This is a genomic window from Candidatus Enterococcus willemsii (genome assembly GCF_009933335.1).
GTDB classification, from domain to species: domain Bacteria; phylum Bacillota; class Bacilli; order Lactobacillales; family Enterococcaceae; genus Enterococcus_F; species Enterococcus_F willemsii.
On the sequence record NZ_MAEL01000010.1, the window covers coordinates 1 to 24,479 of the forward strand.

At 36.9% G+C, this 24,479-nt stretch carries 23 protein-coding genes; 17 read left to right on the top strand and 6 right to left on the bottom strand.

The annotated features are described in order from the left end of the window. Positions 1 to 42 precede the first annotated feature (42 nt). From BAU17_RS01190 to proC, 10 genes are all read left to right on the top strand, one after another. Positions 43 to 1,056 (top strand): sugar kinase, encoded by a 1,014-nt coding sequence (locus tag BAU17_RS01190; protein ID WP_161901095.1) that lies wholly within the window; start codon positions 43 to 45, stop codon positions 1,054 to 1,056. 91 nt (positions 1,057 to 1,147) lie between these two features. Beyond that, positions 1,148 to 1,594, top strand: a complete 447-nt coding sequence (locus BAU17_RS01195; RefSeq protein ID WP_237579066.1) for a YaiI/YqxD family protein — start codon at positions 1,148 to 1,150, stop codon at positions 1,592 to 1,594. 145 nt (positions 1,595 to 1,739) lie between these two features. Beyond that, positions 1,740 to 2,813, top strand: coding sequence for a D-alanine--D-alanine ligase (locus BAU17_RS01200; RefSeq protein ID WP_161900986.1), 1,074 nt, complete (start codon positions 1,740 to 1,742; stop codon positions 2,811 to 2,813). 68 nt (positions 2,814 to 2,881) lie between these two features. After that, positions 2,882 to 4,213 carry a UDP-N-acetylmuramoyl-tripeptide--D-alanyl-D-alanine ligase gene (locus tag BAU17_RS01205; RefSeq protein ID WP_161900987.1) on the top strand — a complete coding sequence of 444 codons (1,332 nt, stop codon included), beginning with the start codon at positions 2,882 to 2,884 and terminating at the stop codon, positions 4,211 to 4,213. A gap of 103 nt (positions 4,214 to 4,316) precedes the next feature. Next, a complete protein-coding gene (locus tag BAU17_RS01210; protein WP_161900988.1) occupies positions 4,317 to 4,919 on the top strand; it encodes a hypothetical protein in 603 nt (200 codons plus the stop codon). A gap of 386 nt (positions 4,920 to 5,305) precedes the next feature. Beyond that, positions 5,306 to 6,859: a degradosome RNA helicase CshA gene (gene cshA, locus BAU17_RS01215; protein WP_161900989.1), complete on the top strand. Its 1,554-nt coding sequence runs from the start codon at positions 5,306 to 5,308 to the stop codon at positions 6,857 to 6,859. Between the two features lie 188 nt (positions 6,860 to 7,047). Further along, complete coding sequence (acpS, locus tag BAU17_RS01220) at positions 7,048 to 7,401, top strand: holo-ACP synthase (protein WP_161900990.1); 354 nt, start codon at positions 7,048 to 7,050, stop codon at positions 7,399 to 7,401. A gap of 15 nt (positions 7,402 to 7,416) precedes the next feature. Next, complete coding sequence (alr, locus tag BAU17_RS01225; RefSeq protein ID WP_161900991.1) at positions 7,417 to 8,514, top strand: alanine racemase; 1,098 nt, start codon at positions 7,417 to 7,419, stop codon at positions 8,512 to 8,514. A gap of 16 nt (positions 8,515 to 8,530) precedes the next feature. Next, the gene (locus tag BAU17_RS01230) at positions 8,531 to 8,869 is read left to right on the top strand and encodes a type II toxin-antitoxin system PemK/MazF family toxin (RefSeq protein WP_161900992.1); all 339 of its coding nucleotides are present in this window, start codon (positions 8,531 to 8,533) and stop codon (positions 8,867 to 8,869) included. Positions 8,870 to 9,205: 336 nt separating this feature from the next. After that, positions 9,206 to 10,006 carry a pyrroline-5-carboxylate reductase gene (gene proC / locus BAU17_RS01235; protein WP_161900993.1) on the top strand — a complete coding sequence of 267 codons (801 nt, stop codon included), beginning with the start codon at positions 9,206 to 9,208 and terminating at the stop codon, positions 10,004 to 10,006. A gap of 41 nt (positions 10,007 to 10,047) precedes the next feature. Here the strand turns inward: proC and BAU17_RS01240 are convergent, their stop codons facing one another. Next, the gene (locus BAU17_RS01240; protein ID WP_161900994.1) at positions 10,048 to 10,839 is read right to left on the bottom strand and encodes an ABC transporter ATP-binding protein; all 792 of its coding nucleotides are present in this window, start codon (positions 10,837 to 10,839) and stop codon (positions 10,048 to 10,050) included. Between the two features lie 139 nt (positions 10,840 to 10,978). Here BAU17_RS01240 and BAU17_RS01245 point away from each other — a divergent pair, with 139 nt between their 5' ends. From BAU17_RS01245 to BAU17_RS01255, 3 genes are all read left to right on the top strand, one after another. Then, complete coding sequence (locus tag BAU17_RS01245) at positions 10,979 to 11,296, top strand: hypothetical protein (RefSeq protein WP_161900995.1); 318 nt, start codon at positions 10,979 to 10,981, stop codon at positions 11,294 to 11,296. Between the two features lie 133 nt (positions 11,297 to 11,429). Then, positions 11,430 to 14,150: a YhgE/Pip domain-containing protein gene (locus BAU17_RS01250; protein WP_202622255.1), complete on the top strand. Its 2,721-nt coding sequence runs from the start codon at positions 11,430 to 11,432 to the stop codon at positions 14,148 to 14,150. Positions 14,151 to 14,368: 218 nt separating this feature from the next. Next, positions 14,369 to 16,192: an amino acid permease gene (locus BAU17_RS01255; RefSeq protein ID WP_161900997.1), complete on the top strand. Its 1,824-nt coding sequence runs from the start codon at positions 14,369 to 14,371 to the stop codon at positions 16,190 to 16,192. 56 nt (positions 16,193 to 16,248) lie between these two features. Here the strand turns inward: BAU17_RS01255 and BAU17_RS01260 are convergent, their stop codons facing one another. The 4 genes from BAU17_RS01260 to BAU17_RS01275 are packed head-to-tail and all read right to left on the bottom strand — an operon-like array spanning position 16,249 to position 19,661. Continuing rightward, on the bottom strand, positions 16,249 to 16,923 hold the full coding sequence (locus tag BAU17_RS01260) for an ABC transporter permease (RefSeq protein WP_161900998.1): 675 nt from the start codon (positions 16,921 to 16,923) through the stop codon (positions 16,249 to 16,251). Beyond that, positions 16,920 to 17,843, bottom strand: a complete 924-nt coding sequence (locus tag BAU17_RS01265) for an osmoprotectant ABC transporter substrate-binding protein (RefSeq protein WP_161900999.1) — start codon at positions 17,841 to 17,843, stop codon at positions 16,920 to 16,922. Before BAU17_RS01265 ends, BAU17_RS01260 begins: the two co-directional genes overlap by 4 nt. Beyond that, complete coding sequence (locus BAU17_RS01270; RefSeq protein ID WP_161901000.1) at positions 17,843 to 18,481, bottom strand: ABC transporter permease; 639 nt, start codon at positions 18,479 to 18,481, stop codon at positions 17,843 to 17,845. Before BAU17_RS01270 ends, BAU17_RS01265 begins: the two co-directional genes overlap by 1 nt. Before the next feature lie 4 nt (positions 18,482 to 18,485). Next, a complete protein-coding gene (locus tag BAU17_RS01275; protein WP_161901001.1) occupies positions 18,486 to 19,661 on the bottom strand; it encodes a betaine/proline/choline family ABC transporter ATP-binding protein in 1,176 nt (391 codons plus the stop codon). Between the two features lie 289 nt (positions 19,662 to 19,950). Between BAU17_RS01275 and queA the strand changes: the two genes are divergently transcribed. Continuing rightward, complete coding sequence (gene queA / locus BAU17_RS01280; protein WP_161901002.1) at positions 19,951 to 20,982, top strand: tRNA preQ1(34) S-adenosylmethionine ribosyltransferase-isomerase QueA; 1,032 nt, start codon at positions 19,951 to 19,953, stop codon at positions 20,980 to 20,982. A 59-nt stretch (positions 20,983 to 21,041) separates the two neighbouring features. Here queA and BAU17_RS01285 read toward each other — a convergent pair whose 3' ends face one another. Then, positions 21,042 to 22,502: a helix-turn-helix domain-containing protein gene (locus BAU17_RS01285; protein WP_161901003.1), complete on the bottom strand. Its 1,461-nt coding sequence runs from the start codon at positions 22,500 to 22,502 to the stop codon at positions 21,042 to 21,044. A gap of 558 nt (positions 22,503 to 23,060) precedes the next feature. On the opposite strand from BAU17_RS01285, the gene amaP reads away from it, so the two are divergent. The 3 genes from amaP to BAU17_RS01300 all read left to right on the top strand — a co-directional run bounded on the left by amaP (position 23,061) and on the right by BAU17_RS01300 (position 24,474). Further along, on the top strand, positions 23,061 to 23,624 hold the full coding sequence (gene amaP / locus BAU17_RS01290; RefSeq protein WP_161901004.1) for an alkaline shock response membrane anchor protein AmaP: 564 nt from the start codon (positions 23,061 to 23,063) through the stop codon (positions 23,622 to 23,624). Between the two features lie 13 nt (positions 23,625 to 23,637). Further along, positions 23,638 to 23,829 carry a DUF2273 domain-containing protein gene (locus tag BAU17_RS01295; RefSeq protein WP_161901005.1) on the top strand — a complete coding sequence of 64 codons (192 nt, stop codon included), beginning with the start codon at positions 23,638 to 23,640 and terminating at the stop codon, positions 23,827 to 23,829. Positions 23,830 to 23,922: 93 nt separating this feature from the next. Continuing rightward, the gene (locus BAU17_RS01300; RefSeq protein ID WP_161901006.1) at positions 23,923 to 24,474 is read left to right on the top strand and encodes an Asp23/Gls24 family envelope stress response protein; all 552 of its coding nucleotides are present in this window, start codon (positions 23,923 to 23,925) and stop codon (positions 24,472 to 24,474) included. Positions 24,475 to 24,479: the final 5 nt, after the last annotated feature.

The window sequence follows — 24,479 nt, forward strand, 5'->3', positions numbered from 1 at the left end:
GACATGATGAAAAATACGTTGAAATAAATAGTTGGAGGGACAATCATGAAAATCGGTGCATTTGGTGAAGTAATGCTACGCTTAACGCCTCCGGAATATCGTCTATTAGAACAAAGTCATACTGTACGCATGGATTATACAGGAACAGGTGTCAATATTTTAGGCAATTTAGCTCACTTTGGTTTGGATACTTGGATGTTGACCAATGTACCGGATAATCGGTTAGGTGATGCAGCCAAAAATAGTTTACAACAATTTGGGATGAAAACTGATTTTGTTGGTAAACACCATAATCACTTAGGATCGTATTTTGCTGAAATTGGTTTTGGTGCTCGACCAACCCAAGTCACCTATCAAAATCGTCATGGCAGCTCATTTGGGGTTTCTGAACCTGATAATTATCCAATGGATGCCTTTTTAGCGACAGTTGATTTGGTACACATTTGTGGGATTTCTTTAAGTTTGACTGATGCAACGTGGGCTTCTGCAAAAACATTGGCGCAAAAAGCCCATCGTCAGCAAAAAAAAGTGTGCTTTGACTTTAATTTTCGCCCCAGTTTAAATACTGAAGAAGGTAAAAAGGCCTTAATGAAAGCACGCTATGAAGAAATCTTGCCATATTGCGATATTGTTTTTGGTACGCCAAGAGATTTAATTGAGTTATTACAACTAACGAATGAGTCTGTCACAGATGAAAAAGCAGAACAACAGTTAATCCGTTCGTTCTTAAAGAAATACGACATTGAATGGTTTGCAGGAACCAAACGTCTACACCAAGAAGAAAAGCAGTGGATTGCTGGTCGGATTGTCACAAAAGAGGATGTAATAGAAACAGAACCGCAATTATTAACGGTTTTAGATCGAATTGGTGCAGGAGATGCTTATGCAGCTGGTGTGTTACTGGGATATGCTGAAAATTGGTCATTGGAAAAAACAGCGACATTTGGTATTACGAATGCTGTGCTTGCACATACGATGCTAGGAGATGTCCCTTTAACAACTAGAGAACAAGTGCAACAAGTGATTGACCATCCTGGTATTGATTTAATTCGATAAGAAAAAACTTCTGATTAGCAATAGTCAGAAGTTTTTATTTTGTTAAAAAGCTTTCATGAATGAATTCTTTTTAGTATAGTAGGAACAGGTGATGAATATGTTAATCGTTGATGGCGATGGATCGCCAGTAAAAGAAGAAGTGATTCGCTTAGGTGAGTTCTTTCAGCTACCAGTACTAATCGTAACCAGTGTTGATCATTATACAACCAAAGAATACCCTGATTTTGTTCGTTTTATTTATGTTGATAAAGGGGCCGATAGTGCAGATTATCAAATTGTTAAAGAAATTCATGCTGGAGATATTTTAATTACGCAAGACTACGGATTAGCATCATTAGTATTGCCTAAAAAAGCCAGAGTCTTTCATCATTCAGGAAAAGAATATCTACCTGAAACTATTGATTTCTTGCTAACTCAACGCTATTTAGGAACACAAATGAGAAAATCAGGTAAGCGAACCAAAGGACCGAAAGCGTTTACGAAAGATGACCGGCAAGCTTTTTTTGAGCAGCTAAAAAAAGTCCTGCAAGAACCATAAAAACCTTAAAAGGAAACAATTTTTTACTAAATTTTGTGGTTAGCAACCGGAAAATCATAGTTAAGGATGTTCTGAAAAACCATTTTATGCTAAAATATGTGAGAATCATACGTGAAATGTGACGTTAAACACAGGAGGAAAAACGGTGAAAATTATTTTACTATACGGAGGGCAAAGCGCAGAGCATGATGTCTCTATTCTGTCAGCTTTCTCTGTACTAAATGCGATTTATTACAATTACTATCAAGTTCAACTTGTCTTTATTGCAAAAGATGGACAATGGGTCAAAGGTCCCGTGTTAACTGAAAAACCAACTTCAAAAGATATCTTGCATCTTACTTGGTCAACAAATGGTGCGTCTGGTGACTTTACCGGAACTGCCATTCAGCCAGGTGATATTAAGGAAGAAGATGCGATTGTCTTTCCACTTTTACATGGACCAAATGGCGAAGATGGAACGATTCAAGGATTCTTAGAAACAATTGATATGGCGTATGTCGGTGCAGGCGTTTTAACTAGCGCTTGTGGTATGGATAAAATTATGACGAAATATATCCTACAAGCAGCGGGCATTCCGCAAGTACCATATGTACCAGTGTTGAAAAACCAATGGAAAGAAAATCCTAAACAGATTTTTGAGCAATGTGAAGGTACGCTGTTGTATCCAATGTTTGTCAAGCCAGCGAATATGGGGTCCAGTGTAGGCATTTCTAAAGCAGAAAATCGTGAAGAGTTACAACAAGCGCTTGAAGAAGCTTATCGATATGACAATCGTGCGGTTATTGAGCAAGGTATTGAAGCTCGTGAAATTGAAGTTGCTATCTTAGGTAATGAAGATGTTCGTACGACAATGGCTGGTGAAATTGTGAAAGATGTTGCTTTTTATGATTATAATTCAAAATATATTGATAACAATATTGTGATGCAAATCCCAGCACAAGTCCCTGATGAAGTGCAAGAAAAGGCGCAAGAATACGCTAAAAATGCCTATATTATGTTAGGTGGTAGTGGGTTAAGCCGTTGTGATTTCTTCCTAACGAATAAAAATGAGTTATTCTTAAATGAATTAAATACGATGCCTGGTTTTACGCAATTTAGTATGTATCCTTCTTTATGGGAAAAAACAGGGTTGCAATATGGCGATTTAATTGAAGAATTGATTCAATTAGGACTAAATCGTTACAAACAACGGACAAACTTTTTAACAGATGTGAAATAAACACTAGACAAGGCACAGGTGAAGCAAATCGCTTCAAGGTGCCTTGTTTTGATGAAGGAGCAGAAAAGATGAAATTAACGATCAAAGAAATTGCCCAAGCGTTAAATATTGAACCAATCGACGCAGACAAACTTGTAACGAGTGTTGAATTTGATAGTCGTTTAATCACAGAAGGAAGTTTGTTTGTTCCATTAGCAGGTACAAGAGATGGTCATGAATTTGTCCAACAAGCCATTGAACAAGGTGCTGTGGCAACCTTGTGGGATAAAAAACGTACAAATATCCCAGAAAATATTACCGTTCTTTCAGTGGCAGATGTGAAAGCTGCTTTTCAACAATTAGCTGTTTACTATCAGGAAAAAGTAGCGCCTAAAGTAGTCGCTATCACTGGTAGTAATGGGAAAACGACCACTAAAGATATGACTGAAGCCGTATTGGCGCAAAAATTCCAAACGTATAAAACACAAGGAAACTATAACAATGATTTAGGAATGCCGTATACCATGTTACACATGCCAGATACAACGGAAGTGTTGATTTTAGAGATGGGGATGGACCATGCAGGTGAGATTGCTTTTTTATCTAAGTTAGCTCAACCGGATGCTGCAGCAATTACGTTAATTGGTGAAGCACATATCGAGAATTTAGGTTCACGAGCAGGGATAGCCAAAGCAAAAATGGAAATTACTGAGGGCTTAAAAGCAGAGGGCTATTTAGTTGTTCCAGCTGATGAACCATTATTACTACCTCTCATGACTGATTTAACGCAAAAAATCGAAACATTTGGGTTGGATAAAGGTGATATTCACGCAACGATTGTTGAAGAAACAAAAGATCAAACAACCTTTACAATTGAAGGAGAAACTTTCCGAATCCCTGTCTTAGGAAGTTATAATGTCAAAAATGCGCTGATTGCTTATGGTTTTGGCCGTTATTTTGGTTTAACAAATGAAGAAATTGTTCGTGGTTTAGCTACGTTTCAGTTAACTAAAAATCGCACACAATGGCTGAAAGCATCAAATGGAGCAGATATTTTGAGCGATGTTTATAATGCCAATCCGACAGCGATGGGGTTAGTATTAGATAGTTTTGGTCGTTTAGAACTGGCAGGCCGTCGTTTGGCAGTGTTAGCAGATATGCTAGAATTAGGACCTGATTCTAAACAAATGCATGCTCAGATGGCTGAACATATCGGTAATCAATATGATGCTATTTTTCTTTATGGGTCAGAAATGGCTTCATTAAATAAAGCGCTAGTTGAATTTGCAGGAAAAGTATACTATTTTGAAGAAAAAGACGCATTAATAAAAACATTAAAAGAACAATTACTGCCGACAGATACCCTTCTATTAAAAGGTAGCAACGGGATGGGTTTAGCTGAAGTTATTGCGCAACTATAAAGAGGAAAAGTGAGAAAAATACGACATTTAATCATGTGATGTGTCGTATTTTTCTTTTTTTGTTATACTAATAATAGTACAAATAAAAAGGAGAGTGTAATAAATGAAAAAGTGGATGATTACAAGTGTTGTATTGGTAGGATTATTGGCGGGTTGTGGCAGTAAAGAGGAACCCAAAGAAAGTACAGCAAGCAGTACAGCAGTAGAAACAGCTTCAAGTTCATCAGTAACAGAAGAAAGCACGAGTACTAGTGTTAGTACAAGTGGGGAAAACGGTGAATTTTCTGTAGGAGATGCTTCATATTCTATCGAAATTCCTGCTCACTGGGCAAATTATGAAGATGTCGCTAGTTTAAATCCAGATGCTTCTTACGCCTTAGAAAAAGATGATTTAAGTGCATATTACATGGTGATTGCTGAAAACAAAGTTGATTTTAGTAATTTCAATACGTATGTGGACTTAGTTACTGGTAGTTTAGAAGAAGAAGCAACTAATGTAAAAGAAGAAGACGTAACAGTTAATGGTATGAAAGGTGTGCGTAAAACCTTTGATTTGAATGTCCAAGGTGTAAACTTATCTTACATTTTTGATGTTGTTGAAAGTGAAACACAATTTGTACAAAGTGTTGGTTGGTCATTGAAGAGTGAAGCAGAAGTTGCAAAACCTGAAATTGAATCAATTTTAAATTCATTCCAACAAAAGTAGGTAGAAAATATTTTTGCAATAATGTTTGAAACTTGCTGAAAACAGTATTCCGTGATACACTGTTTTAGTGCCGAAAGATGAAGTAAAAATTGGAATAACTGATAACTAAACGAGAACGACTGTTTAGATAAAAAAGAAATGACCATGTCATCATAAATTCAAAACGAGGCTAGACAAAAGTAAATGATCGTTTGTCCTAGCCTTTTCTAATGCCTTCAAGAAGTGGTTTTTCGGTGAGAAGTGATAAAACAAATATGCTAGGGACCATGTTTGATTCATCATGGAAGAAACAAACACTTCAAACTGTCACCAGATACCTCGAGGATGTATCTAGTAAAAAACGACGAGATGAATCAATCATCTTGATCACAATTAGGAGGATCCATTTGAAATTTAAAGAATTAGAACTATCACAAGAATTATTGACTTCTATTGAGCGTGCCGGCTTTGAAGAAGCAACACCCATCCAAGAAGCAACAATTCCATTGGCGTTAGCTGGTAAAGATGTTATCGGTCAAGCGCAAACAGGTACAGGTAAAACTGCAGCCTTTGGGTTACCAATGTTACAACACATTGACCCAACAAAACAACAATTACAAGGTTTAGTTATTGCTCCAACACGTGAGTTGGCTATCCAAACGCAAGAAGAACTATACCGTTTAGGTAAAGACAAAAAAATCCGTGTACAAGCTGTTTACGGTGGGGCTGATATTGGTCGTCAAATTCGTCAATTAAAAGACCGTCCACATATCGTGGTAGGTACACCAGGACGTATGTTGGATCACATTAAACGCCACACGTTAAAACTAGCAACCGTGGAAACATTGGTATTAGATGAAGCAGATGAAATGCTAAATATGGGCTTTTTAGAAGATATTGAAACAATTATTGCCCAAGTCCCTGAAGAGCGTCAAACGTTGCTATTTTCTGCGACAATGCCACCAGCTATCAAAAACATTGGTGTAAAATTCATGAAAGAACCAGATCATGTAAAAATTAAAGCCAAAGAAATGACAGCTGATTTGATTGATCAATACTATGTACGTTCAAAAGATTTTGAGAAATTTGATATCATGACACGTTTATTAGACGTTCAAAAACCAGAATTGACGATTGTCTTTGGTCGTACGAAACGTCGTGTCGATGAGTTGGCTCGTGGATTAGAAGCCCGTGGCTACAAAGCAGAAGGTATTCATGGTGATCTTTCTCAACAAAAACGTATGAGTGTGTTACGCTCATTTAAATCTGGTAATTTAGACATCTTAGTTGCGACAGACGTTGCCGCTCGTGGATTAGATATTTCAGGTGTCACTCACGTTTACAACTACGATATCCCTCAAGATCCAGAAAGCTATGTTCACCGTATTGGTCGTACAGGACGTGCCGGTAAAGGTGGTATGTCAGTAACATTTGTAACGCCAAATGAAATGAGTTACTTACATGTTATTGAAAACTTAACGAAAAAACGTATGACACCATTACGTCCACCTTCTGAAAAAGAAGCTTTCAAAGGACAAATCGGTGCTGCAATGGAAACTGTTGCAGAAAAAATGACTTCAAATGGCTTAGAAAAATACTTGTCAGGTGCCGATCAATTGTTAGAACAATATTCAGCGCAAGATTTAGCGGCGTTACTATTAAAAACATTAGCAAAAGATCCAGAAGATTTAGTGCCAGTTAAAATCACACCTGAACGTCCATTGCCACAAGGGAAAAAATCCTTTAACAAAGGTGGTGGCAACCGTCGCAATAATAACCGTAATGGTGGCGGACGTCGTGAAGGCGGACGTGGACGCGATGATCGCCGAAATCGTGACGATAGAGACCGTCGCAGTAACAAAGGAAGCTATGGCAATAACAAAGATGGTGGCTCTCGCAAACCAAGCCGTCGTCCAAGTGATAAAAAGCGTAGTTTTGTTATCCGTAACAATCAAGATTAAGGAAAACTTAATGAATTCGAGATGAATGGATTCATGTTAAATATCTTTATATGACTTGTAAAATAAGAAAAGTGTCTGAGGAAATTCAATTTCTCAGACGCTTTTTGCATTTCAAGTAGGTTTTTAAGTGGTTTTTCTTCGTTTTTTTGGTAGAATAAGACTAACTTCGAAGGAAAGAGTAGGCGTCTATGATTCAGGGAATTGGGATTGATGCAGTTGATTTGCATCGAATAAAAAAAATTATTCAAGAGAAACCTAAATTTATTTCGCGTATTTTAACTTCAGCGGAATGTGAATTATTCTATGCATTACCTGAAAAACGTCAAATTGAGTTTCTTGGTGGACGCTATGCTTGTAAGGAAGCTTTTTCCAAAGCTTGGGGAACAGGTATAGGTAAAGTAACATTTCAAGATTTAGAGATTTTAGCAAATGATTTAGGTGCACCAATTGTTACCAAGTCGCCTTATCAAGAAGGTGCGGTGTTCGTTAGTATTACACATACCGAAGACATTGCATTTGCGCAAATCATTTTAGAGAAATAGAAGGAAGGTATTTCGATGGCAGTATCTTATCATCGCCCTACGAAAATAATTGTTGATTTACAGGCGATTCAACAAAATCTTGCCAATGAAATCAAACACAATCAAGGAAAAGATGTTTTTGTTGCCGTCAAAGCTAATGGATATGGGCATGGAGCAGTTCCTGTGGCGAAGGCCGCTTTAGCAGCTGGCGCTATGGGACTGTGTGTAGCAACACTTGATGAAGCAATTGAATTAAGAGAGCAAGGAATTGAAGCCCCTATTTTGTTACTAGGATTATTGCCATTATCGGCAGTAGCTGTGGCAGAAGAATATCGCGTGGCAGTAGCGGTTGCATCGCTAGCATGGCTTAAGCAAGCACAACCAGAGATTCGACACGCCTTGAAAATACATCTAGCCATTGATACAGGTATGGGGCGAATTGGCTTTCAAAAGTCGGAAGATGTGCAACAAGCAGTAAATTATTTACTGTCGGAAGAAGTGTTTGACTTTGAAGGGATTTTTACTCATTTTTCAACAGCAGATCAAGCAGACACCACTTATTGGGAGAAGCAGCATCAACGATTCAACGATATTTTAACTGGACTCTCTCATTTACCTAAGTATGTACACACAAGTAACAGTGCGACGACCTTATGGCATGAAGGTGTGGGGAATATGGTTCGATACGGTATCGCTTTGTATGGCTTGAATCCTTCTGGAAATGACTTAGATGTTAGTTATCCATTACAACCGGCTTTGTCATTAGAATCAGAATTAATCCAAGTTAAAAAAGTAGCAAAAGGTGAAGGGATAGGTTATGGCAAAACTTATGTGACACCAAAAGAAGAATGGATTGGCACTGTGCCAATCGGGTATGCGGATGGCTATGTTCGCAAAATGCAAGGATTCCATGTCTTAGTAGAAGGACAGTACTGCGAAATAGTTGGTCGTGTCTGTATGGATCAACTGATGATTCGTTTGCCACATGCTATTGAGGAAGGAACAAAAGTAACATTAATTGGAAAAAATCAAGGCGCACAAATTACGCTTCAAGAAATCGCAGATTATTTAGATACGATTCATTATGAAGTCATTTGTTTGTTTTCTGAACGAATTCCAAGAGAATATTTATAGAAAAGGATTGAGGGCCATGGTCAAACGTGGGGAAGTTTATTTTGCAGATTTGTCACCAGTAGTTGGTTCGGAACAGGGAGGATTACGCCCAGTTCTCATTATTCAAAATGATCTTGGAAATCATTTTAGTCCAACTGTGATTATCGCCGCAATTACAGCAAAAATGGCAAAACCAAAGTTACCAACACATATTGGAATTACTGCTTCTGGTACAGGTCTTGGCAGAGACTCCGTCATTTTAATGGAGCAAATTCGAACGATTGATAAATCTAGATTGAAAGAAAAAGTATGTCACCTACAAGCTGAAATCATGCAGTCAGTTGATACTGCCTTAAAAATCAGTGTTGGCTTATAGCAAGAAGACAGAGGTTCATACATAAATACAAGTTGGTGATTGAATGGGCTATGTAGTTCTTATACTAACCGTCATATGTTTAGTAATAGCTAGTTGGAAACGACTAGCACAGGTACGTAGATTTCGATATCAAAGTAAAGAAGGATATTATTTGCTAGTACACAAATTTGAAAAATCAGGCAGGTATTTTGGTGTTTTCCAACAAGGGGAAGTTGAACTCACTTTACAGATGCCAATCAACACTTATATCCAACTGCAACCTCCTATCAGAGGTTACTTACAACACACAGATGGAGAGCTTCAACGCTTTGAGGTCTAAAATGAGGAGTGAATATTATGGGGACAATTGGCTTTTACGGTGCAGGTAATATGGCGCATGCGATTATTCATGGCATGTTAGCAGAGGGATTGTATCAAAAAGAAGAGATTTTAGTCTACAATCATCGTTATGAACCCACATTAAAAAAACTAGAAGAACAATACCAAATTAGACCGATTTTAGATGAAAAGGAATTATTTGCTAAAACAGATTTGATTATTTTTGCGGTGAAGCCAGAAATTTTACTTGCTAAGTTACCTGGTTTTAAGCAATTTTTGACAGAGGAACATTTACTAGTTTCCATAGCTGCGGGTGTAACAATTCAGCAAATGGAAGAATTAGTTGGTTTGCATAAAATTGTTCGAGTAATGCCAAATACCCCAGCAGCAGTGGGCGAAGGTATGACCTCGTTGTCTATCAATTCAGAGGTCACTGATAGCGAGCAAGCGAAAGTTCTACAGGTATTCCAAAGCTTTGGTCGTGCAGTTGTCTTGCCAGAAAGTCAAATTGATGCAGTTGTTGGTGTCAGTGGTTCATCCCCAGCATATGCCTATTTATTTATAGAGGCATTAGCAGACGGTGCAGTCTTAGAGGGTATGAAACGTACGGATGCTTATGAATTTGCTGCACAAGCTGTTCTCGGGGCAGCTAAGATGGTTTTAGAGACTGGTGAGCATCCAGGGGCGTTGAAAGATAAAGTTTGTTCACCTGGTGGAACGACGATTGCAGCGGTTCGTTCACTAGAAGCCAATGGTTTTCGCCATGCTGTTATCGAAGCTGTTCAAACAGCCGCAAAAAAAAATCGTGAACTTACTTAAATACAATGACGAAGACATCTTAGATGCTTCGTCATTTTTTGTTAATTCAAATGATTGGCAGGTAAAACGACTTTACGTTGCTCAGAGAGTGCATACATCGTAATTGGTTTATCATAAAATTTAGGTAACAATGCTTCTGTCATCATTTCTTCGCGGAGACCTTTAGCGAAAATCTCACCATTTTTTAACATCATTACATGACTAATAATAGGTAAAATTTCTTCGGTATGATGTGTAACGAATAATAAACCAGGAGCATCAGGTTGGCGCATTAAATGATCGATTTTAATTAATAATTCTTCTCGAGCGAATAAATCAAGTCCGTTACAAGGTTCATCTAAAATTAACAGTTCTGGTTCGGCCATCAAAGCCCGCGCAATGAGCACAATTTGGCGCTCTCCTTGAGACAGAAAATGGTAGTTCTTGCCAATCAGACTTTCGGCATCTAAGGAAACCAAGATTTCTTTGGCAGTATTTAAGTCTTCTTGTGTAAATTTTTGATAAATACCGATACTAGCAAATTTTCCGGATAGCACAATACGTTCCGCTGTATCATTGACGTTTAAACGGTATTGCAATGCTGTACTGACCCAGCCAATCCGTTTAGACAATTCAGGGATAGACGTTTGGCCGAAGACTTGATCTAAGACCGTCAAACGCCCTTTAGAAGGCCAAAGACTACCAGTTATTAATTGTAAGAGCAAGGTTTTGCCTGCGCCATTTAGTCCAAGAATCCCCCAATTTTCGCCCTCATTAATTTGCCAACTAATATGATTTAAAAGTGCTTGTTGTTTACGAATAAATGAAACATCTTCAAATGTTAAAATTGCCATACAAATTCCTCCTTTTTATTCATCATACCAGTCTCTTACAAATTAACCAATAGTATTTTGAATTTTCTAACAATTGGCTTTCGCTATCTTTTTCGTTCATTTTTGTTAAAATGGAAAAAAAGAGAAAGAAGGCAATCGAATGGCAAATTGGCGTGAAGTTGTAGCATTATGTAGTGAAGAAAGAATCTTTTGGGATGACCACTACTATCGTTTTCGAAAAATTGGTGATGATACCTATGAATTATCTCGCTTAGTTGCAGGTCCATGTGGGGAGAACACGTACCATCCTAAATTAACTGTTAAAGTGGAAAATGAGATGTTCATTCCAATGACGTATTTTGATAATACCGATACACCAGTTAAAGAATTTACTAGAGAAGATGATGAGTCCTTTATAGATCAAGAGTTTGTGACATTATTAGAGATGTTTATGGAAGCAAAAGAACACCAAGAATAAAAAAGTCCGCTTATTTTTTCGACAAAATTGGATATTTGTACAAAAAAAAGAGCAAAATTAAGCAATAAAATGGAAAGTCTATCAAAATCATGATAAATTATCCAACGACATTGAAGAAATGACGGTGAAAATTGTGAAACATATTAAAAATATAGGTGAATTGTATCTATTGGATTGGAAGCGATTAGTGAAAAATCCAATTACGATTTTTTTAGTAGTGGCTTTAATGGTCATTCCGTCCTTATATGCGTGGTTTAATATCAAAGCATTGTGGGATCCTTACGGAAATACGAAGGAAATTCCCATCGCTGTATATAGTGATGATGTAGGGGCAACATTGAATGACAAAGAGATTCAAATTGGCGATCAAGTGATTGATACTCTCCATGAGAATGATCAGCTAGGTTGGCGTTTTGTGAAATCAGAAAAAGAATTAACAGAAGGCGTGAAATCTGGTAAATACTATGCAGGTATTTATCTACCGAAAGAATTCTCGGAAGATTTACTAAGCTTTACCAAAGGGGAAATCAAAAAGCCAACTATTGATTACTACTTTAATGAAAAGATTAATGCGATTGCACCTAAGATTACTGATAAAGGGGCAAGTAGTCTTCAAGAACAGATTACAGAGAATTTTATCCATACAGCCAGCTCAACTTTGTTAAAAGCATTTAATGAAGTAGGTTACAATTTAGAAACCAATTTAGTTTCTATTAATAAGGTCAAGAATTTAATTTTAGAAGTTGATAAAAATGCAGATAAAATTGAAGGATACACGAAAGAAGTACTAGAATTACAAAAAAAATTCCCAGAACTAAAAGAAAAACTAGCGAAAGCCGACGAGTTTACTAATTATATTCCTGAAGTAGATGCAATGGGTGAAAAACTAGTCGCAATGAATAAAAAAATGCCGGAAATTGAAGAACAGGCGAAAATTATTTTAACGTTACAAGAAAAGATTCCTGAAATTCAAAATGCCGGACGACAAATTGCAATGGTCGATGAAGACTTTGACCAAATTTCAGCAACTTTAACAGATGGGATTGCAGAAGCTAAAAAAGGATTGCAAGTCATCAATGATGTCCAAGCGTTATTACCAAAAATTGAACAACTATCCGGCGATGCGACGGCCTTTACTGATAAAACACTAGAAGCTGCCAATGCTTTAGAAGCCAACCTTGATTCCATTACTCAAGTAGTTCAAACCAATTTACAAATGGTTATCGGGTTATCCGAAACAGTTAACAGTTGGGCAGGAACGATTAATACAATCTTGAATGAATCAGAGGACTTAACTCCGGAACAACGAGCAGCATTGAAGAAAACACTATCTGATATTTCTGCTAGTTTAGCCAAACAGCAAGTGTTCATTGAAGATATGATTAATTGGTTTGAACAATTAGGGGGACTGGATCAAATAAGTGGTGATTTTAGTGGTGTGAAAAGCAGTTTACGGGAAATCCAAAATGTAATGGGAGCAGCGCAAAAAGCGGCAGACAATCTATTACGAATAATTGATTCAGATGATTTAAACAAGGCTAGTATCCAAAACTTCGTCCAACAATTACAAGAACTATCAGGCAATATCGCAAGTATTGGGAACTCAATTGATGTCACTGCTGTTAGCAATCAAGTACATGATTTGCTAGCAAATAAATTGATTCCAGCGTTAACCAATGCGCAATCGTTATTAGCAGCAACCAAAAATATTGATTTTGAATCCTTGCTGTCTTCAACAGAAAAAACGATTGGCAATGCCGTAACAATACTTGAAAAATACGAAAAAGAAATGCCAGCGATTGGACAAGAAATTCATGATGCCAATGTGTTATTAAATGGCCACATGGACGATATTGTTAATGGAATTAATAAAGGCGTCGATTTGTATCAAAATGAATTACCTGTGTTAAAAGAAAAACTGAACTTAGCGGCGAACTTTATTACAAATGACTGGCCTACGCTAAAAACGGAAATTACTTCGACCTTAGATACTATGCATGAAAAATTACCAAAAGTTGAAACAGCTCTGAATACAGCAGCAGAATTAATTGAAAAGGATTGGCCGTCCCTAAGAAGAGGCGTTCATAAAGCAGCTGATGCGATTCACAAAGGTGAGGAGATTGCTGATTTAGGAGATATCATTAAACTACTTAAAAATGATGTCAAAGCCGAAAGTGATTTCATTACGTCACCAGTAGAATTAAAAACCACAGCGATGTATCCAATCGCCAACAATGGTTCAGCAAGTACACCGTTCTATACAGCACTATGTTTATGGGTAGGAGCTTTATTATTGTCAAGTGTCGCAGCAACAGAATTCCATTTAGAAGGCAAAGACAAAAAACGTTTTAGTAAACGTGAAACGTTCCTGGCCCGCATGGGTACTTTCTTGACCTTTGCGGTAGGGCAAACACTAATTGTCACCTTAGGAAACTACTTTGCATTAGGCGTTGATGTGCGCGAGCCATTCTATAGTGTCTTGTTTGCTTTAGTCGTAGGACTAACCTTTATGATGATTATCTATGTCTTAGTCGGTTTATTCGGCAATGTCGGAAAAGGAATAGGGATTATTATTCTGGTACTATCGATTTCCGGAGGTGGTGGAAACTATCCGATTCAAGTTTCGGGTAAATTCTTCCAATTCATTAATCCACTCTTACCATTTACCTATGCCGTGGATCTTTTACGAGAATCAGCAGGCGGTATCTACTGGCCAAATGCAACCGTTAATTTACTTGTACTAATTGGTTTGTTTATTGTTTTCGGTGTCGTGGGAACAATTGTGAGTCCATTAATGATTAAACCGATGGAAAAAGTCGAAAAATTAGCCAAAGAAAGTCATTTCTTCCATTAAAATAAAAACTTGTGTGAGTACGGAATAAGGTGCTCACGCAAGTTTTTTTGTTTTTTAGAAAACTTTATGAAAAAATGAAAATACCTAAAAAAATGTGATGAAAAACAGCGAGATACTGCGTTGACTTTTCAATTCTTGAGGCGTAATATTCTCTCTTGTCTAACACAAAAAAGTGTGCGATATCAGAATGAAATAAAAAACGCAAGGAGCGAAAATAAGTGGAGTATCTAAAACGTTTGTTGGTAGGCAAACCCTTAAAGTCTGCAGAAAATGATGAGCAAAAATTAAGTCGTTTTGCTGCATTGGCCTTATTATCATCAGATGCCTTGTCCTCAATTGCTTATGGGACAGAGCAGATTGTTGTCGTGTTAGTAACACTTTCAACAGCAGCTATTTGGTACTCTTTACCGATTGCGGCATTTGTCATTGTGTTATTAGTGTCGTTAACATTGTCGTACCGTCAAATTATTCATGCCTATCCTCATGGGGGAGGAGCTTATATTGTCAGCAGTGAGAACCTCGGTGAGAAAGCAGGATTAGTGGCAGGTGGTTCGTTACTGATTGATTATATGCTAACTGTAGCAGTATCTGTTTCGGCAGGAGCAGAAGCGATTACTTCTGCAATTCCGGCACTGTATGGTCAGCAAGTCACAATTTCAATTATCATTGTTGTGTTAATTATGATGTTAAACTTACGTGGATTACGCGAGTCAGCCGCCTTTTTAATGGTTCCAGTCTACACATTTATTGCTATTATTACCTTATTAATTATTGTAGGACTGGTTAAAATCGCGTTAGGCATGGCACCATTACATGCAACAGCGGTGCCAGGAACAGTCGTCCCAGGCATTACAATTGCCTTGCTGTTGCGAGCTTTTTCATCAGGTTCTTCGTCATTAACTGGTGTGGAAGCAATTAGTAACGCTGTACCTTTTTTCAAAAAGCCCCATGCAAAAAATGCGGCAGCAACATTGACAATTATGGCAACTATTTTAGGGTTTTTCTTCGTAGGAATTACCTTTATTAATTACTGGTATGGCGTGGTTCCTAAAACGGAAGTAACTGTCTTAGCACAAGTCGGAGAGGCTGTCTTTGGTCATAGCGTCATGTTTTATATTTTACAATTTGCGACAGCTTTGATTTTAGCTGTTGCAGCGAACACAGGTTTTTCAGCGTTTCCAGTGTTAGCCTATAACTTAGCAAAAGATAAATTTATGCCCCATCTTTATCAAGATCGCGGTGATCGCTTAGGTTATTCAAATGGCATTATGACCTTAGCAGCAGGGTCAATTGTTTTGTTGCTTATTTTTCAAGGCTCAACAGAACGTTTGATTCCTTTGTACTCCATTGGGGTGTTTATTCCCTTTGCCCTTTCACAAACAGGTATGGTCATTAAGTGGCGAAAAGAAGGGCAGGCGTGGTTCCGCAAGTCGCTAGCAAATATTATTGGTGCAGCGATTTCTTACGGAATTATTTTGATTTTATTTTTCTATCGTTTAGGTGATATTTGGCCGTTTTTCATTATTATGCCGGTATTGCTGATTGTTTTTTATAAAATTCATGAGCATTATCATCATGTGGCAGAACAATTACGTTTAGAAAAAGAAGTGAAGATGAAGACATATGATGGAAATACTGTGATTGTGTTGGTTGGAAATGTGACCCAAGTAAACGTTGGGGCATTAAATTATGCTCAGTCGATTGGCGATTATGTGTTAGCTATGCATGTTTCTTTAGATGAGGATATAGTGAAAGAAAAAGAAATTGAGCGTGAGTTTAAAGAAAAATTCCCTGATATCCGTTTTTCAGTCGTTCATTCTTCGTATCGTTCGATTGAAAACCCAATCATTCGTTATGTGGACATTGTCAGTAAAAAAGCCCGACAACTTAACTATACGACGACTGTGGTTATTCCACAATTCGTACCGAAACATCGTTGGCAAAATATTTTGCATAATCAGACAAGCTTGCGATTGCGTTTCCGTTTGTCATGGCGTGAAAATATAATCGTTAGCACCTATAGTTATCATTTGAAAAAATAATTTGTCATGAAAAAAGGAAACCCTTTGAACGGATAGTTCAGGGTTTCCTTTTTATTTTATGATTCTTTACTTGTTCGTGCGGTTGGATCTAAGCGACGTTCAATGATTCCAAGTATCCAGTCGGTAAAAATCGACATCACAGCGGTTGGTAAGGCACCTGCTAAGATGATTGCAGCACCATCTGTTGCATTTGTCCCGCGGACGATAATGTCACCTAAGCCACCGGCACCAACGAAGGTACCAATTGCAGTGATTCCGATTGCGACAACTAAAGCATTTCGAATACCAGCCATGATAACCGAAATCGACAATGGCAATTCAATCATGTATAAACGTTGCCAAGCAGTCATCCCCATACCTTTACCAACGTCCAGTGCGTTACGGTCTACTTGAATCATGCCTGTATAGGTATTTTTGATGATTGGTAGCAGTGAATACAAGAAGACCGTCACGATAACCACGTTCACACCTAAACCAAAGGCAAACATCAGAATAGAGACCATTGCTAACGCTGGAATCGTTTGGATGATATTGGCAACACGAATGACCCAGTCGGATAATTTTTTATTCCGAGAAATTAAAATCCCGATTGGAATTCCCACAATTGCTGCGAATAACACACCATAAATAGAGATGAGGAAGTGACGAAGGAATTGTGAGAAGACATAACTGCCGTTTTCTTGAAAGTAATAGAGAAACTGTTGCAGTAAATTCATTTCGTTCATATTCATTTCGCATCCTCCTCAAAATAGTTGTGTTGTTCTAAAAACTGTTCTGCAACAATTGAAGGCTCGATTAAATCATTATCTGATTCATAATTCAATTTTTGCATGGTTTCAGTATCGATTTTCCCAGCTAAACGATTCAATGCATCTTCTAGTTCAGGTACTTCGTCTAACAGTTCTTGATTGACGACCGGCGAAGCATCATATGGTGGGAAAAACTGTTTGTCATCTTCTAACATGACCAAATCATAACTAGCAATTCGTCCGTCAGTTGAGTAGCCTAAGACCACGTCCATGCGATGTGCATCAACGGCATCATAAACTAGACCGATTTGCATAGGTAAAATAGAGCCGAATTTGAAGCCGTATTTTTCTGTGAAACCATCATAACCATCACCTTCACGAGTCATCCACGCGCGGTCTGCACCGACGACTAACTCATCAGCAACTGCTTCTAAGTCACTCACTGTTTTTAAATTATATTTTTCAGCGGTATCTTTTCTAACGAGAAAGACATAGGTATTGTCAAATCCATAAGAAGGGAGCCATACTTGGTTGTAGCGTTCTTTAAATTCTTTTTGAACGACTTTCATCGCTTCATCTGGATCTAAAACAGGTGGTAGTAACAGCGTGGAAGCAATATCCGTTCCTGTATAACGTGTAGAAGAGATACCTGCGTCACCATTTAGCATCGCTTGATGGTTAATATTGGTTGTTCCTAAGTTGTTAATAATGGTTGTTTGCTTGTCGGTATAATGTTCGACCATTCCAGAAACGACACTACCTAGAATTTGAGATTCAGTCGTAATACCACCGGTAATAGCGATAGTATCTTCATCTGTATTTGAAGCTAGTCCAGGAAATGAACAACCTGCAAATAAAAACAGACTTCCGCAAAGTAATAAGATTTTTTTGAATTTATTCATTAGTCATTCTCCTCTCTCAAGGCGGATGGTGTTAGTTTTTCTTCTAGTTTTCCTAAAAGATAGTCAGACACAATCGCTAGAATGATGACAGGAATAGTTCCTGCTAAAATCAATGGTGGTTGATAGTTGTCTAATCCACTAAAGATCATGACACCAAGTCCGCCAGCTCCAATGTAAGAAGCGAGGGTTGCCCATGCAATGACATACACAGCTGCTAAACGTACGCCAGCCATGATGGTTGGCAAGGCAATGGGCACTTCAACGCTGATAATTGATTGGATATTCGTCATCCCCATCCCTTTGGCAACATCAATATAATTAGGATCAACATTTTTCATCCCAATATACGTATTTCGCAAAATGGGTAGTAATGAGTAGATGAATAATGCGACAATCGCTGGCGCAACGCCGACTCCAAGAAAAGGAATCATTAAAGTTAAAAGGGCCAATGATGGAATGGTTTGTAATGCACTCGTAACTCCAATAACGACATTGGCAATTTTAGGGAAGCGTGTAAGCAAAATACCTACTGGGATTGCGACAAGTGCCCCCAATAGCAAGGCAGCGAATGAAATATAAATATGTTGCATGGTATTTGAAAAAATTTGAGCGCCGTATTCTGTAAAGAAGGCTTGCATAAGTCTAGACCCCCTCTATTTCTTCAGGATTGAATGCCTCAACTGCTTCAGTAATCGATTGTTCTTCGCCCCATAATACATCATAAACGATATCAACCAATGAAGCGCGGGTTAAAATACCAACGACACGATCTTTATCATCCACAACAGGAACATATTTTAAGCCACGATTCAAAATTCGTTGTAACGTATTACGTAAAAGGGCAGTCTCTTTGACAGAAAAGACATCGGTTTTTAAAATATCGCCAACACTGCTCGATTTCCCACGACGTTGGTTAATTGACTCAATGTCTATATATCCTTTAAGAATTCGTTGATTGTCAGTCACTAGCAAAGTATCGACGCGACGTTCACGCATTAGTTTAATCGCTTCTTGCAACGATTTTTCTGGCGTAATTGTCACGGCAGTATTTAACATGACTTCGCTGACTGGTGTTGTATCAGGTTTCGCTTGCATTAGTCGGTCTTCACCAATCAATTCTTCCACAAATTCATTGGCCGGTGCTTTCAAGATATTTGATGGCGTATCAAATTGAATCACACGACCTTCACTCATAATGGCAATTCGACTGGCTAATTTCAGTGCTTCATCCATATCATGGGTCACAAAAACAATGGTTTTACCAAGCCGTTCTTGTAAATCTTTTACCAAATCTTGTAAAGAATCTCTGGTAATTGGATCAAGGGCACCGAATGGTTCATCCATTAAAATAATATCTTGGTCAGCGGCTAACGCCCGGACAACCCCGATTCGTTGTTGCTGTCCACCAGAGAGTTCATGGGGATAACGATCCAACATTTCTCTAGGAAGTTCCACCAAATCAATCATACGTTCTGCTGTTTTTGCGCGTTCTTCGGGTGATACTTTCAATAATTTAGGAACTAACGTAATATTATCCCGAATAGTCATATGTGGCATTAAACCAATATTTTGAATAACATAGCCAATTTGACGACGCAATTCAACTGGATTAATTGATTGAATGTCTTTGCCATCAATTAGAATTTTTCCTTTTGTTGGCTCAGTCATTCGATTAATCATCCGCATGGAAGTCGTTTTCCCACTCCCACTAGTTCCAATAAAACAGATAAATTCTCCTCTATCAAAAGACAGATTCACATCTTCTACAGCTACTTTTCCGCCTTTATAAATCTTTGATACATTTTGAAATTCAATCACTATTGTTCACCTCAATTAAGTTTATTTTTCTCGTATCCATAATAATAGTATGCCTTAAATTCCGAAAGAATACAAATCATAAATAAATTGCAAACGCTTCATTTACGTATGATTTACTGTATAAAATGATGAAAAAGGAACAAAAAAGAAACAGAAGCAAACGTTGATATTATAGGCTTAGTTCGGATTATCATAAACTAAAAAATAAGATAAATCTATTTTTTTGAAAGAAATCGAAAAAAAGTGCTAAAATGGGAGAGCAAATCGACAAGAAAAGAGTGAAAAAAACATGTTAACAACAGAAGATTTTGATTTTGATTTACCAGAAGAATTGATTGCACAAACACCTTTAACTGATCGTGCAAGTTCTCGTTTGCTCGTCCTAGATTCCCAAACGGGTGAAATGGAGGACAAACATTTTTATGAAATCATTGATGAATTAAATGCGGGTGATGCTTTAGTGATGAATGATACACGCGTTTTACCTGCACGTTTGTATGGAGAAAAGGTCGAAACAGGAGCACATTTAGAAATTTTATTATTGAACAATACTGAAGGAGATACTTGGGAAACACTGATTAAACCTGCTAAACGTGCTAAAATAGGGACTGAAATTTCTTTTGGAGATGGTCGCTTAAAAGCGGTTGTTAAAGAAGAACTAAATCATGGAGGGCGCATGATTGAATTTAGTTATGACGGGATTTTCTTAGAAATTATTGAATCACTAGGTGAAATGCCTTTGCCACCGTATATTAAAGAACGTTTGGAAGATCAAGAACGTTACCAAACGGTTTATGCCAAAGAAAATGGCTCTGCTGCTGCACCAACTGCAGGCCTTCATTTTACAAAAGAATTATTGGCAAAAATCCAAGAAAAAGGAATTGAATTAGTCTATTTAACGTTACATGTAGGCTTAGGAACATTCCGTCCAGTTAGTGTAGATAATATTTCCGAACATGAAATGCACAGTGAATTTTATCGTCTGACTGAAGAAGCAGCAGATAAATTAAACGAAGTGAAGAAAAATGGCGGACGTATTGTAGCAGTTGGGACAACATCTATTCGCACGTTAGAAACCATTGGTACAAAATTTGACGGGAAAATTCAAGCAGATAGCGGGTGGACAAGCATCTTTATTACCCCAGGCTACGAATTCAAAGTGGTGGATGCCTTTTCAACTAATTTCCATTTACCGAAATCAACATTGGTGATGTTAGTTAGTGCTTTTGCTGGACGTGAGCAAACGCTAGCAGCGTATAAACATGCAGTTGATGAGCGTTACCGATTCTTTAGTTTCGGCGATGCTATGTTTATTAAATAACTTTAAGCCAAAAAGAACACCATTCGCATGAATGGTGTTCTTTTTATAAGAATAATTGCTTATCTTTCTAATAACGTTTGGGTAATAGTAATAAGTTCATCTTCAATTTTTGCAAAATCATTTTCTGAAATTTTTGAGTTGATTAAAATAACTGGAACCAGATTATTTAATTTGGAGATATATTTGTTCATACCTTCTAGTGATACAGTGCTTAAAATTAAATCAGCATGATGGATATCATCCGTAAATTTAAGGGCGTATTGTTTGCAAAAATGGCTGGTGATTCTAAATTCCAAATGTTTAGTATTTAAGAAAGTTAAATCTGAACGCAAAAACAATTTGATTTGTGGATAGTAAACTTCAGTTGGAACTAAATAGAAACATAGCAATAGACTTTCAATTTGAAAATATTTGTACGCTGGTTCAGACACTTTTTGGAGAAATTCGATCCATAAATCTTCGTATTTAGCAAAAAGAATTGGATACAGCACTTTAAGTTCTTCGGCATATTTTTGTGTAAAATTGTTCAGCATATTTTCATCAGGTTCAAAAAAATGATGAGAGAGTAGCTGTTTGACAAATTTTTTATGGACAAATTCTTGCTGAATGTCAGTGAGTGGTAAAAAATAAGCTTCAAACAATTCAATCCAAATGGTCGCATCGTCAGATTGAGTAACCTCTTGGAGTTGGTTAAGGTTAACTTGTAAATTAAAATCAATAATATCGGAGGCATAAATAGCAATAACCAAAAAATCCCAATCCGCTTTTTTCCATTCTGTTAAAAATACGGGTGGTTTTGGTAGTGAAAAGCTTGTGAGCATTTGTTTCTCATAGTCATTAAAAATGAGTAGCCAATTATTTTTGATGGCAGTCGTAATAATAAAACACCAAATAGCCAAAATTTCTACGGTACGAGTATCGGTATCAATTGCTAAATATTGTGCTATTTGCTCTGCTGTAGTAAAAAAATCCTCTTTGTTTTCAATCCATTCAATATGAGAGAATTGACGATGGATTGCAAATAAAAAGACGAAGAAAAAAGCACGTAATTTATACTCTTCTCCTACAATTGTAATGTGTGTCGATAAAGAAATCGAAATATCATGTTTAATGAGAGAAGCATTAATATCTTTGATTTTTCTTCGTAATTGTGATTCGCTAATATAATGATTGTTACAAAAGTCAATCGTCGAAATATGACGATTTAACAGAAGTTGTTGTAGTAATTCGTAACCTAATTCTTCTGAAAAAATAGAAGATAACAGTTTTTGGTAATTTACATAAGGTTGGCGAATAAGTTTAATGCCATTACGTTGGTCAATAATCAACGTTGCCATGTTTGAAGGGTAGGTCGCTTCCACCTCTTCTTGGATTTCTCGACAGATTTTTTTGATAGTGGATTGACTGTAATCGCCTACAATATAAGTGAGTTCACGACTAGAAATAAATTGTGTCTCTTCTTCTAAAGCAAATAAAATAGATTGTTTCAACCATGCAGTTGAAGAAATGCCATACATCATATGTGTGTAGTCTCCTTTCTAATATTTAGCCTTAGATAGATAAATAAAGAAATCTTCTTTATTTATTCAACTAGACGCATTATTATAATTGTTTTTTGTTGCGAAAAGATAGTCTTTTTGAGAAATATCCAGACTGGTTTAAAATATGAAAAAAGCTAGATTTTTCTATTGATTTTACATAGAAAGCCTACTGTGAAAGCCTTTGTTGCTCTTTTTTTATACATTGAAATAATGATAATTGAAATATAACGTCGTTTAGTGTCCAGTGTAGGGTAAAAAATGACGTTTATTTTTCCGAAAAGGCTGTAAAATAAAGATAACGATAGGTATCACATAGACGAAAAAATAAAAAAATAAACATGTTTAATAACAATAGGATAAAAACATTCATTTTTTTCCTACTTGTCTATTGTCTATCTATTTCTATTTATCGTCAAGTAATACCTTATTGTAATGGTTTTAGAATCATTTATTCGTCGAATACGTTTCATTTGAGATATCTCAACGTGTACAGTGCAAGTTCATTTCAACTATCATTGATTAAGAAGAGGTGAAGTTATGAATAAGCTATGGAAAGGATTTCTAAGCATTCTCTTGCTCTTAGTATTTGTCATTTTTCTATTTGTCATGATTGAAAATCAAGCAGTAGCTACACTGCCGTTTAGCTTGATTTCGATGTATGATTATCCATGGATTCACACGATTATTCCTTATTTTTTATTTTGGGGAAGCGTCGTTAGTAGTCTATTACTCGTAATTGCTTTAATTTGGGTATGGGCATATCCAAGTCGGAAAAATGAATTAGTATTAGATGCTAAAAATGGTACATTGAAAATACAAAAAAGAGCGATTGAAAACTTTGTCTTAGAAATTGTAAAGAAAGAAGTGTTTATTGACAACCCAAGCGTTCGTGTCAAAATTGACAAGAAAAAAATCAGTGTTACGATTTTTGGAAAAATGCGAAAAGTCATGGAAACACCAGAACGTCAACGACAATTAATACAAACTGTAAATACCGAATTGATGCAATTGTTAGGGACAACTGATAATTTAACTACCAAAGTTGTTTTAAATGATTATCGTTCTTCTAAGAAAACGAACGAGAAAAATCGTGTCGAGTAAAGGAGAGAATCAGATGAAAGTATTATTTCAACAGTACCAATACGCAATCATAGGTGGATTGACCGGATTGATTTTGGCGATTCTGCTCATTACGGTCGGTTTTTTTAAAACGTTATTGGTGCTCATTCTAACGATGTTAGGCGCATATATCGGCTTTTATTTAAATTCTATCGGTTTTTTTGATTCATTTAAACGACCGAAGTGAAATGAGAGCTTAAAAAAATGTTTTCAACTCTGCGTAGTAAATTTTTTTACTGAGCAGAATGATATAAATTAATCAAAAGTAGGAGGAATTATCATGGAAAAACAACCACAAGTACCAGAAGTACCACATAAGGAAGCTACACTAGACAAAAAACCAATTACTGGCGAATTGACGTTTGATGATAAAGTAGTACAAAAGATCATTGGTATTGCTTTGGAAGAAATCGATGGTTTGTTAACAGTAGATGGTGGATTCTTCTCTAATTTTGCTGAAAAATTAGTAAATACAGATAATGTCACTTCCGGCATCCATACAGAAGTAGGGAAAAAACAAGTGGCAGTGGATATGGATGTTGTCGTTGAATACGGCAAAGATATTCGAGCAATTTTTGATCAAATTAAAGAAGTAATTGCCCGTGAAGTAACGAAAATGACACATTTAGATGTCATCGAAGTAAACGTCAACGTATCAGACATCAAATCTAAAAAAGAATACGAAGAAGATAGTGAAACGGTTCAAGATAAAGTAACCGATGCAGCAAGCACGGCGGGTAGTTATCTTTCAAAACAAACATCGAAAGCTAAACGCTCAGTAGATAAAGGGATTGATAATTATCAAGAAAAAACGGAACCTCGCGTTCAATAGATAGG

Coding starts and splice junctions, on each gene's coding strand:
- BAU17_RS01195 (WP_237579066.1), top strand. CDS start 1,148: ATGAATATGTTAATCGTTGATGGCGATGGATCGCCAGTAAAAGAAGAA.
- BAU17_RS01205 (WP_161900987.1), top strand. CDS start 2,882: ATGAAATTAACGATCAAAGAAATTGCCCAAGCGTTAAATATTGAACCA.
- BAU17_RS01210 (WP_161900988.1), top strand. CDS start 4,317: ATGAAAAAGTGGATGATTACAAGTGTTGTATTGGTAGGATTATTGGCG.
- acpS (WP_161900990.1), top strand. CDS start 7,048: ATGATTCAGGGAATTGGGATTGATGCAGTTGATTTGCATCGAATAAAA.
- alr (WP_161900991.1), top strand. CDS start 7,417: ATGGCAGTATCTTATCATCGCCCTACGAAAATAATTGTTGATTTACAG.
- BAU17_RS01230 (WP_161900992.1), top strand. CDS start 8,531: ATGGTCAAACGTGGGGAAGTTTATTTTGCAGATTTGTCACCAGTAGTT.
- proC (WP_161900993.1), top strand. CDS start 9,206: ATGGGGACAATTGGCTTTTACGGTGCAGGTAATATGGCGCATGCGATT.
- BAU17_RS01240 (WP_161900994.1), bottom strand. CDS start 10,839: ATGGCAATTTTAACATTTGAAGATGTTTCATTTATTCGTAAACAACAA.
- BAU17_RS01245 (WP_161900995.1), top strand. CDS start 10,979: ATGGCAAATTGGCGTGAAGTTGTAGCATTATGTAGTGAAGAAAGAATC.
- BAU17_RS01260 (WP_161900998.1), bottom strand. CDS start 16,923: ATGAATATGAACGAAATGAATTTACTGCAACAGTTTCTCTATTACTTT.
- BAU17_RS01265 (WP_161900999.1), bottom strand. CDS start 17,843: ATGAATAAATTCAAAAAAATCTTATTACTTTGCGGAAGTCTGTTTTTA.
- BAU17_RS01270 (WP_161901000.1), bottom strand. CDS start 18,481: ATGCAAGCCTTCTTTACAGAATACGGCGCTCAAATTTTTTCAAATACC.
- queA (WP_161901002.1), top strand. CDS start 19,951: ATGTTAACAACAGAAGATTTTGATTTTGATTTACCAGAAGAATTGATT.
- BAU17_RS01285 (WP_161901003.1), bottom strand. CDS start 22,502: ATGATGTATGGCATTTCTTCAACTGCATGGTTGAAACAATCTATTTTA.
- amaP (WP_161901004.1), top strand. CDS start 23,061: ATGAATAAGCTATGGAAAGGATTTCTAAGCATTCTCTTGCTCTTAGTA.
- BAU17_RS01295 (WP_161901005.1), top strand. CDS start 23,638: ATGAAAGTATTATTTCAACAGTACCAATACGCAATCATAGGTGGATTG.
- BAU17_RS01300 (WP_161901006.1), top strand. CDS start 23,923: ATGGAAAAACAACCACAAGTACCAGAAGTACCACATAAGGAAGCTACA.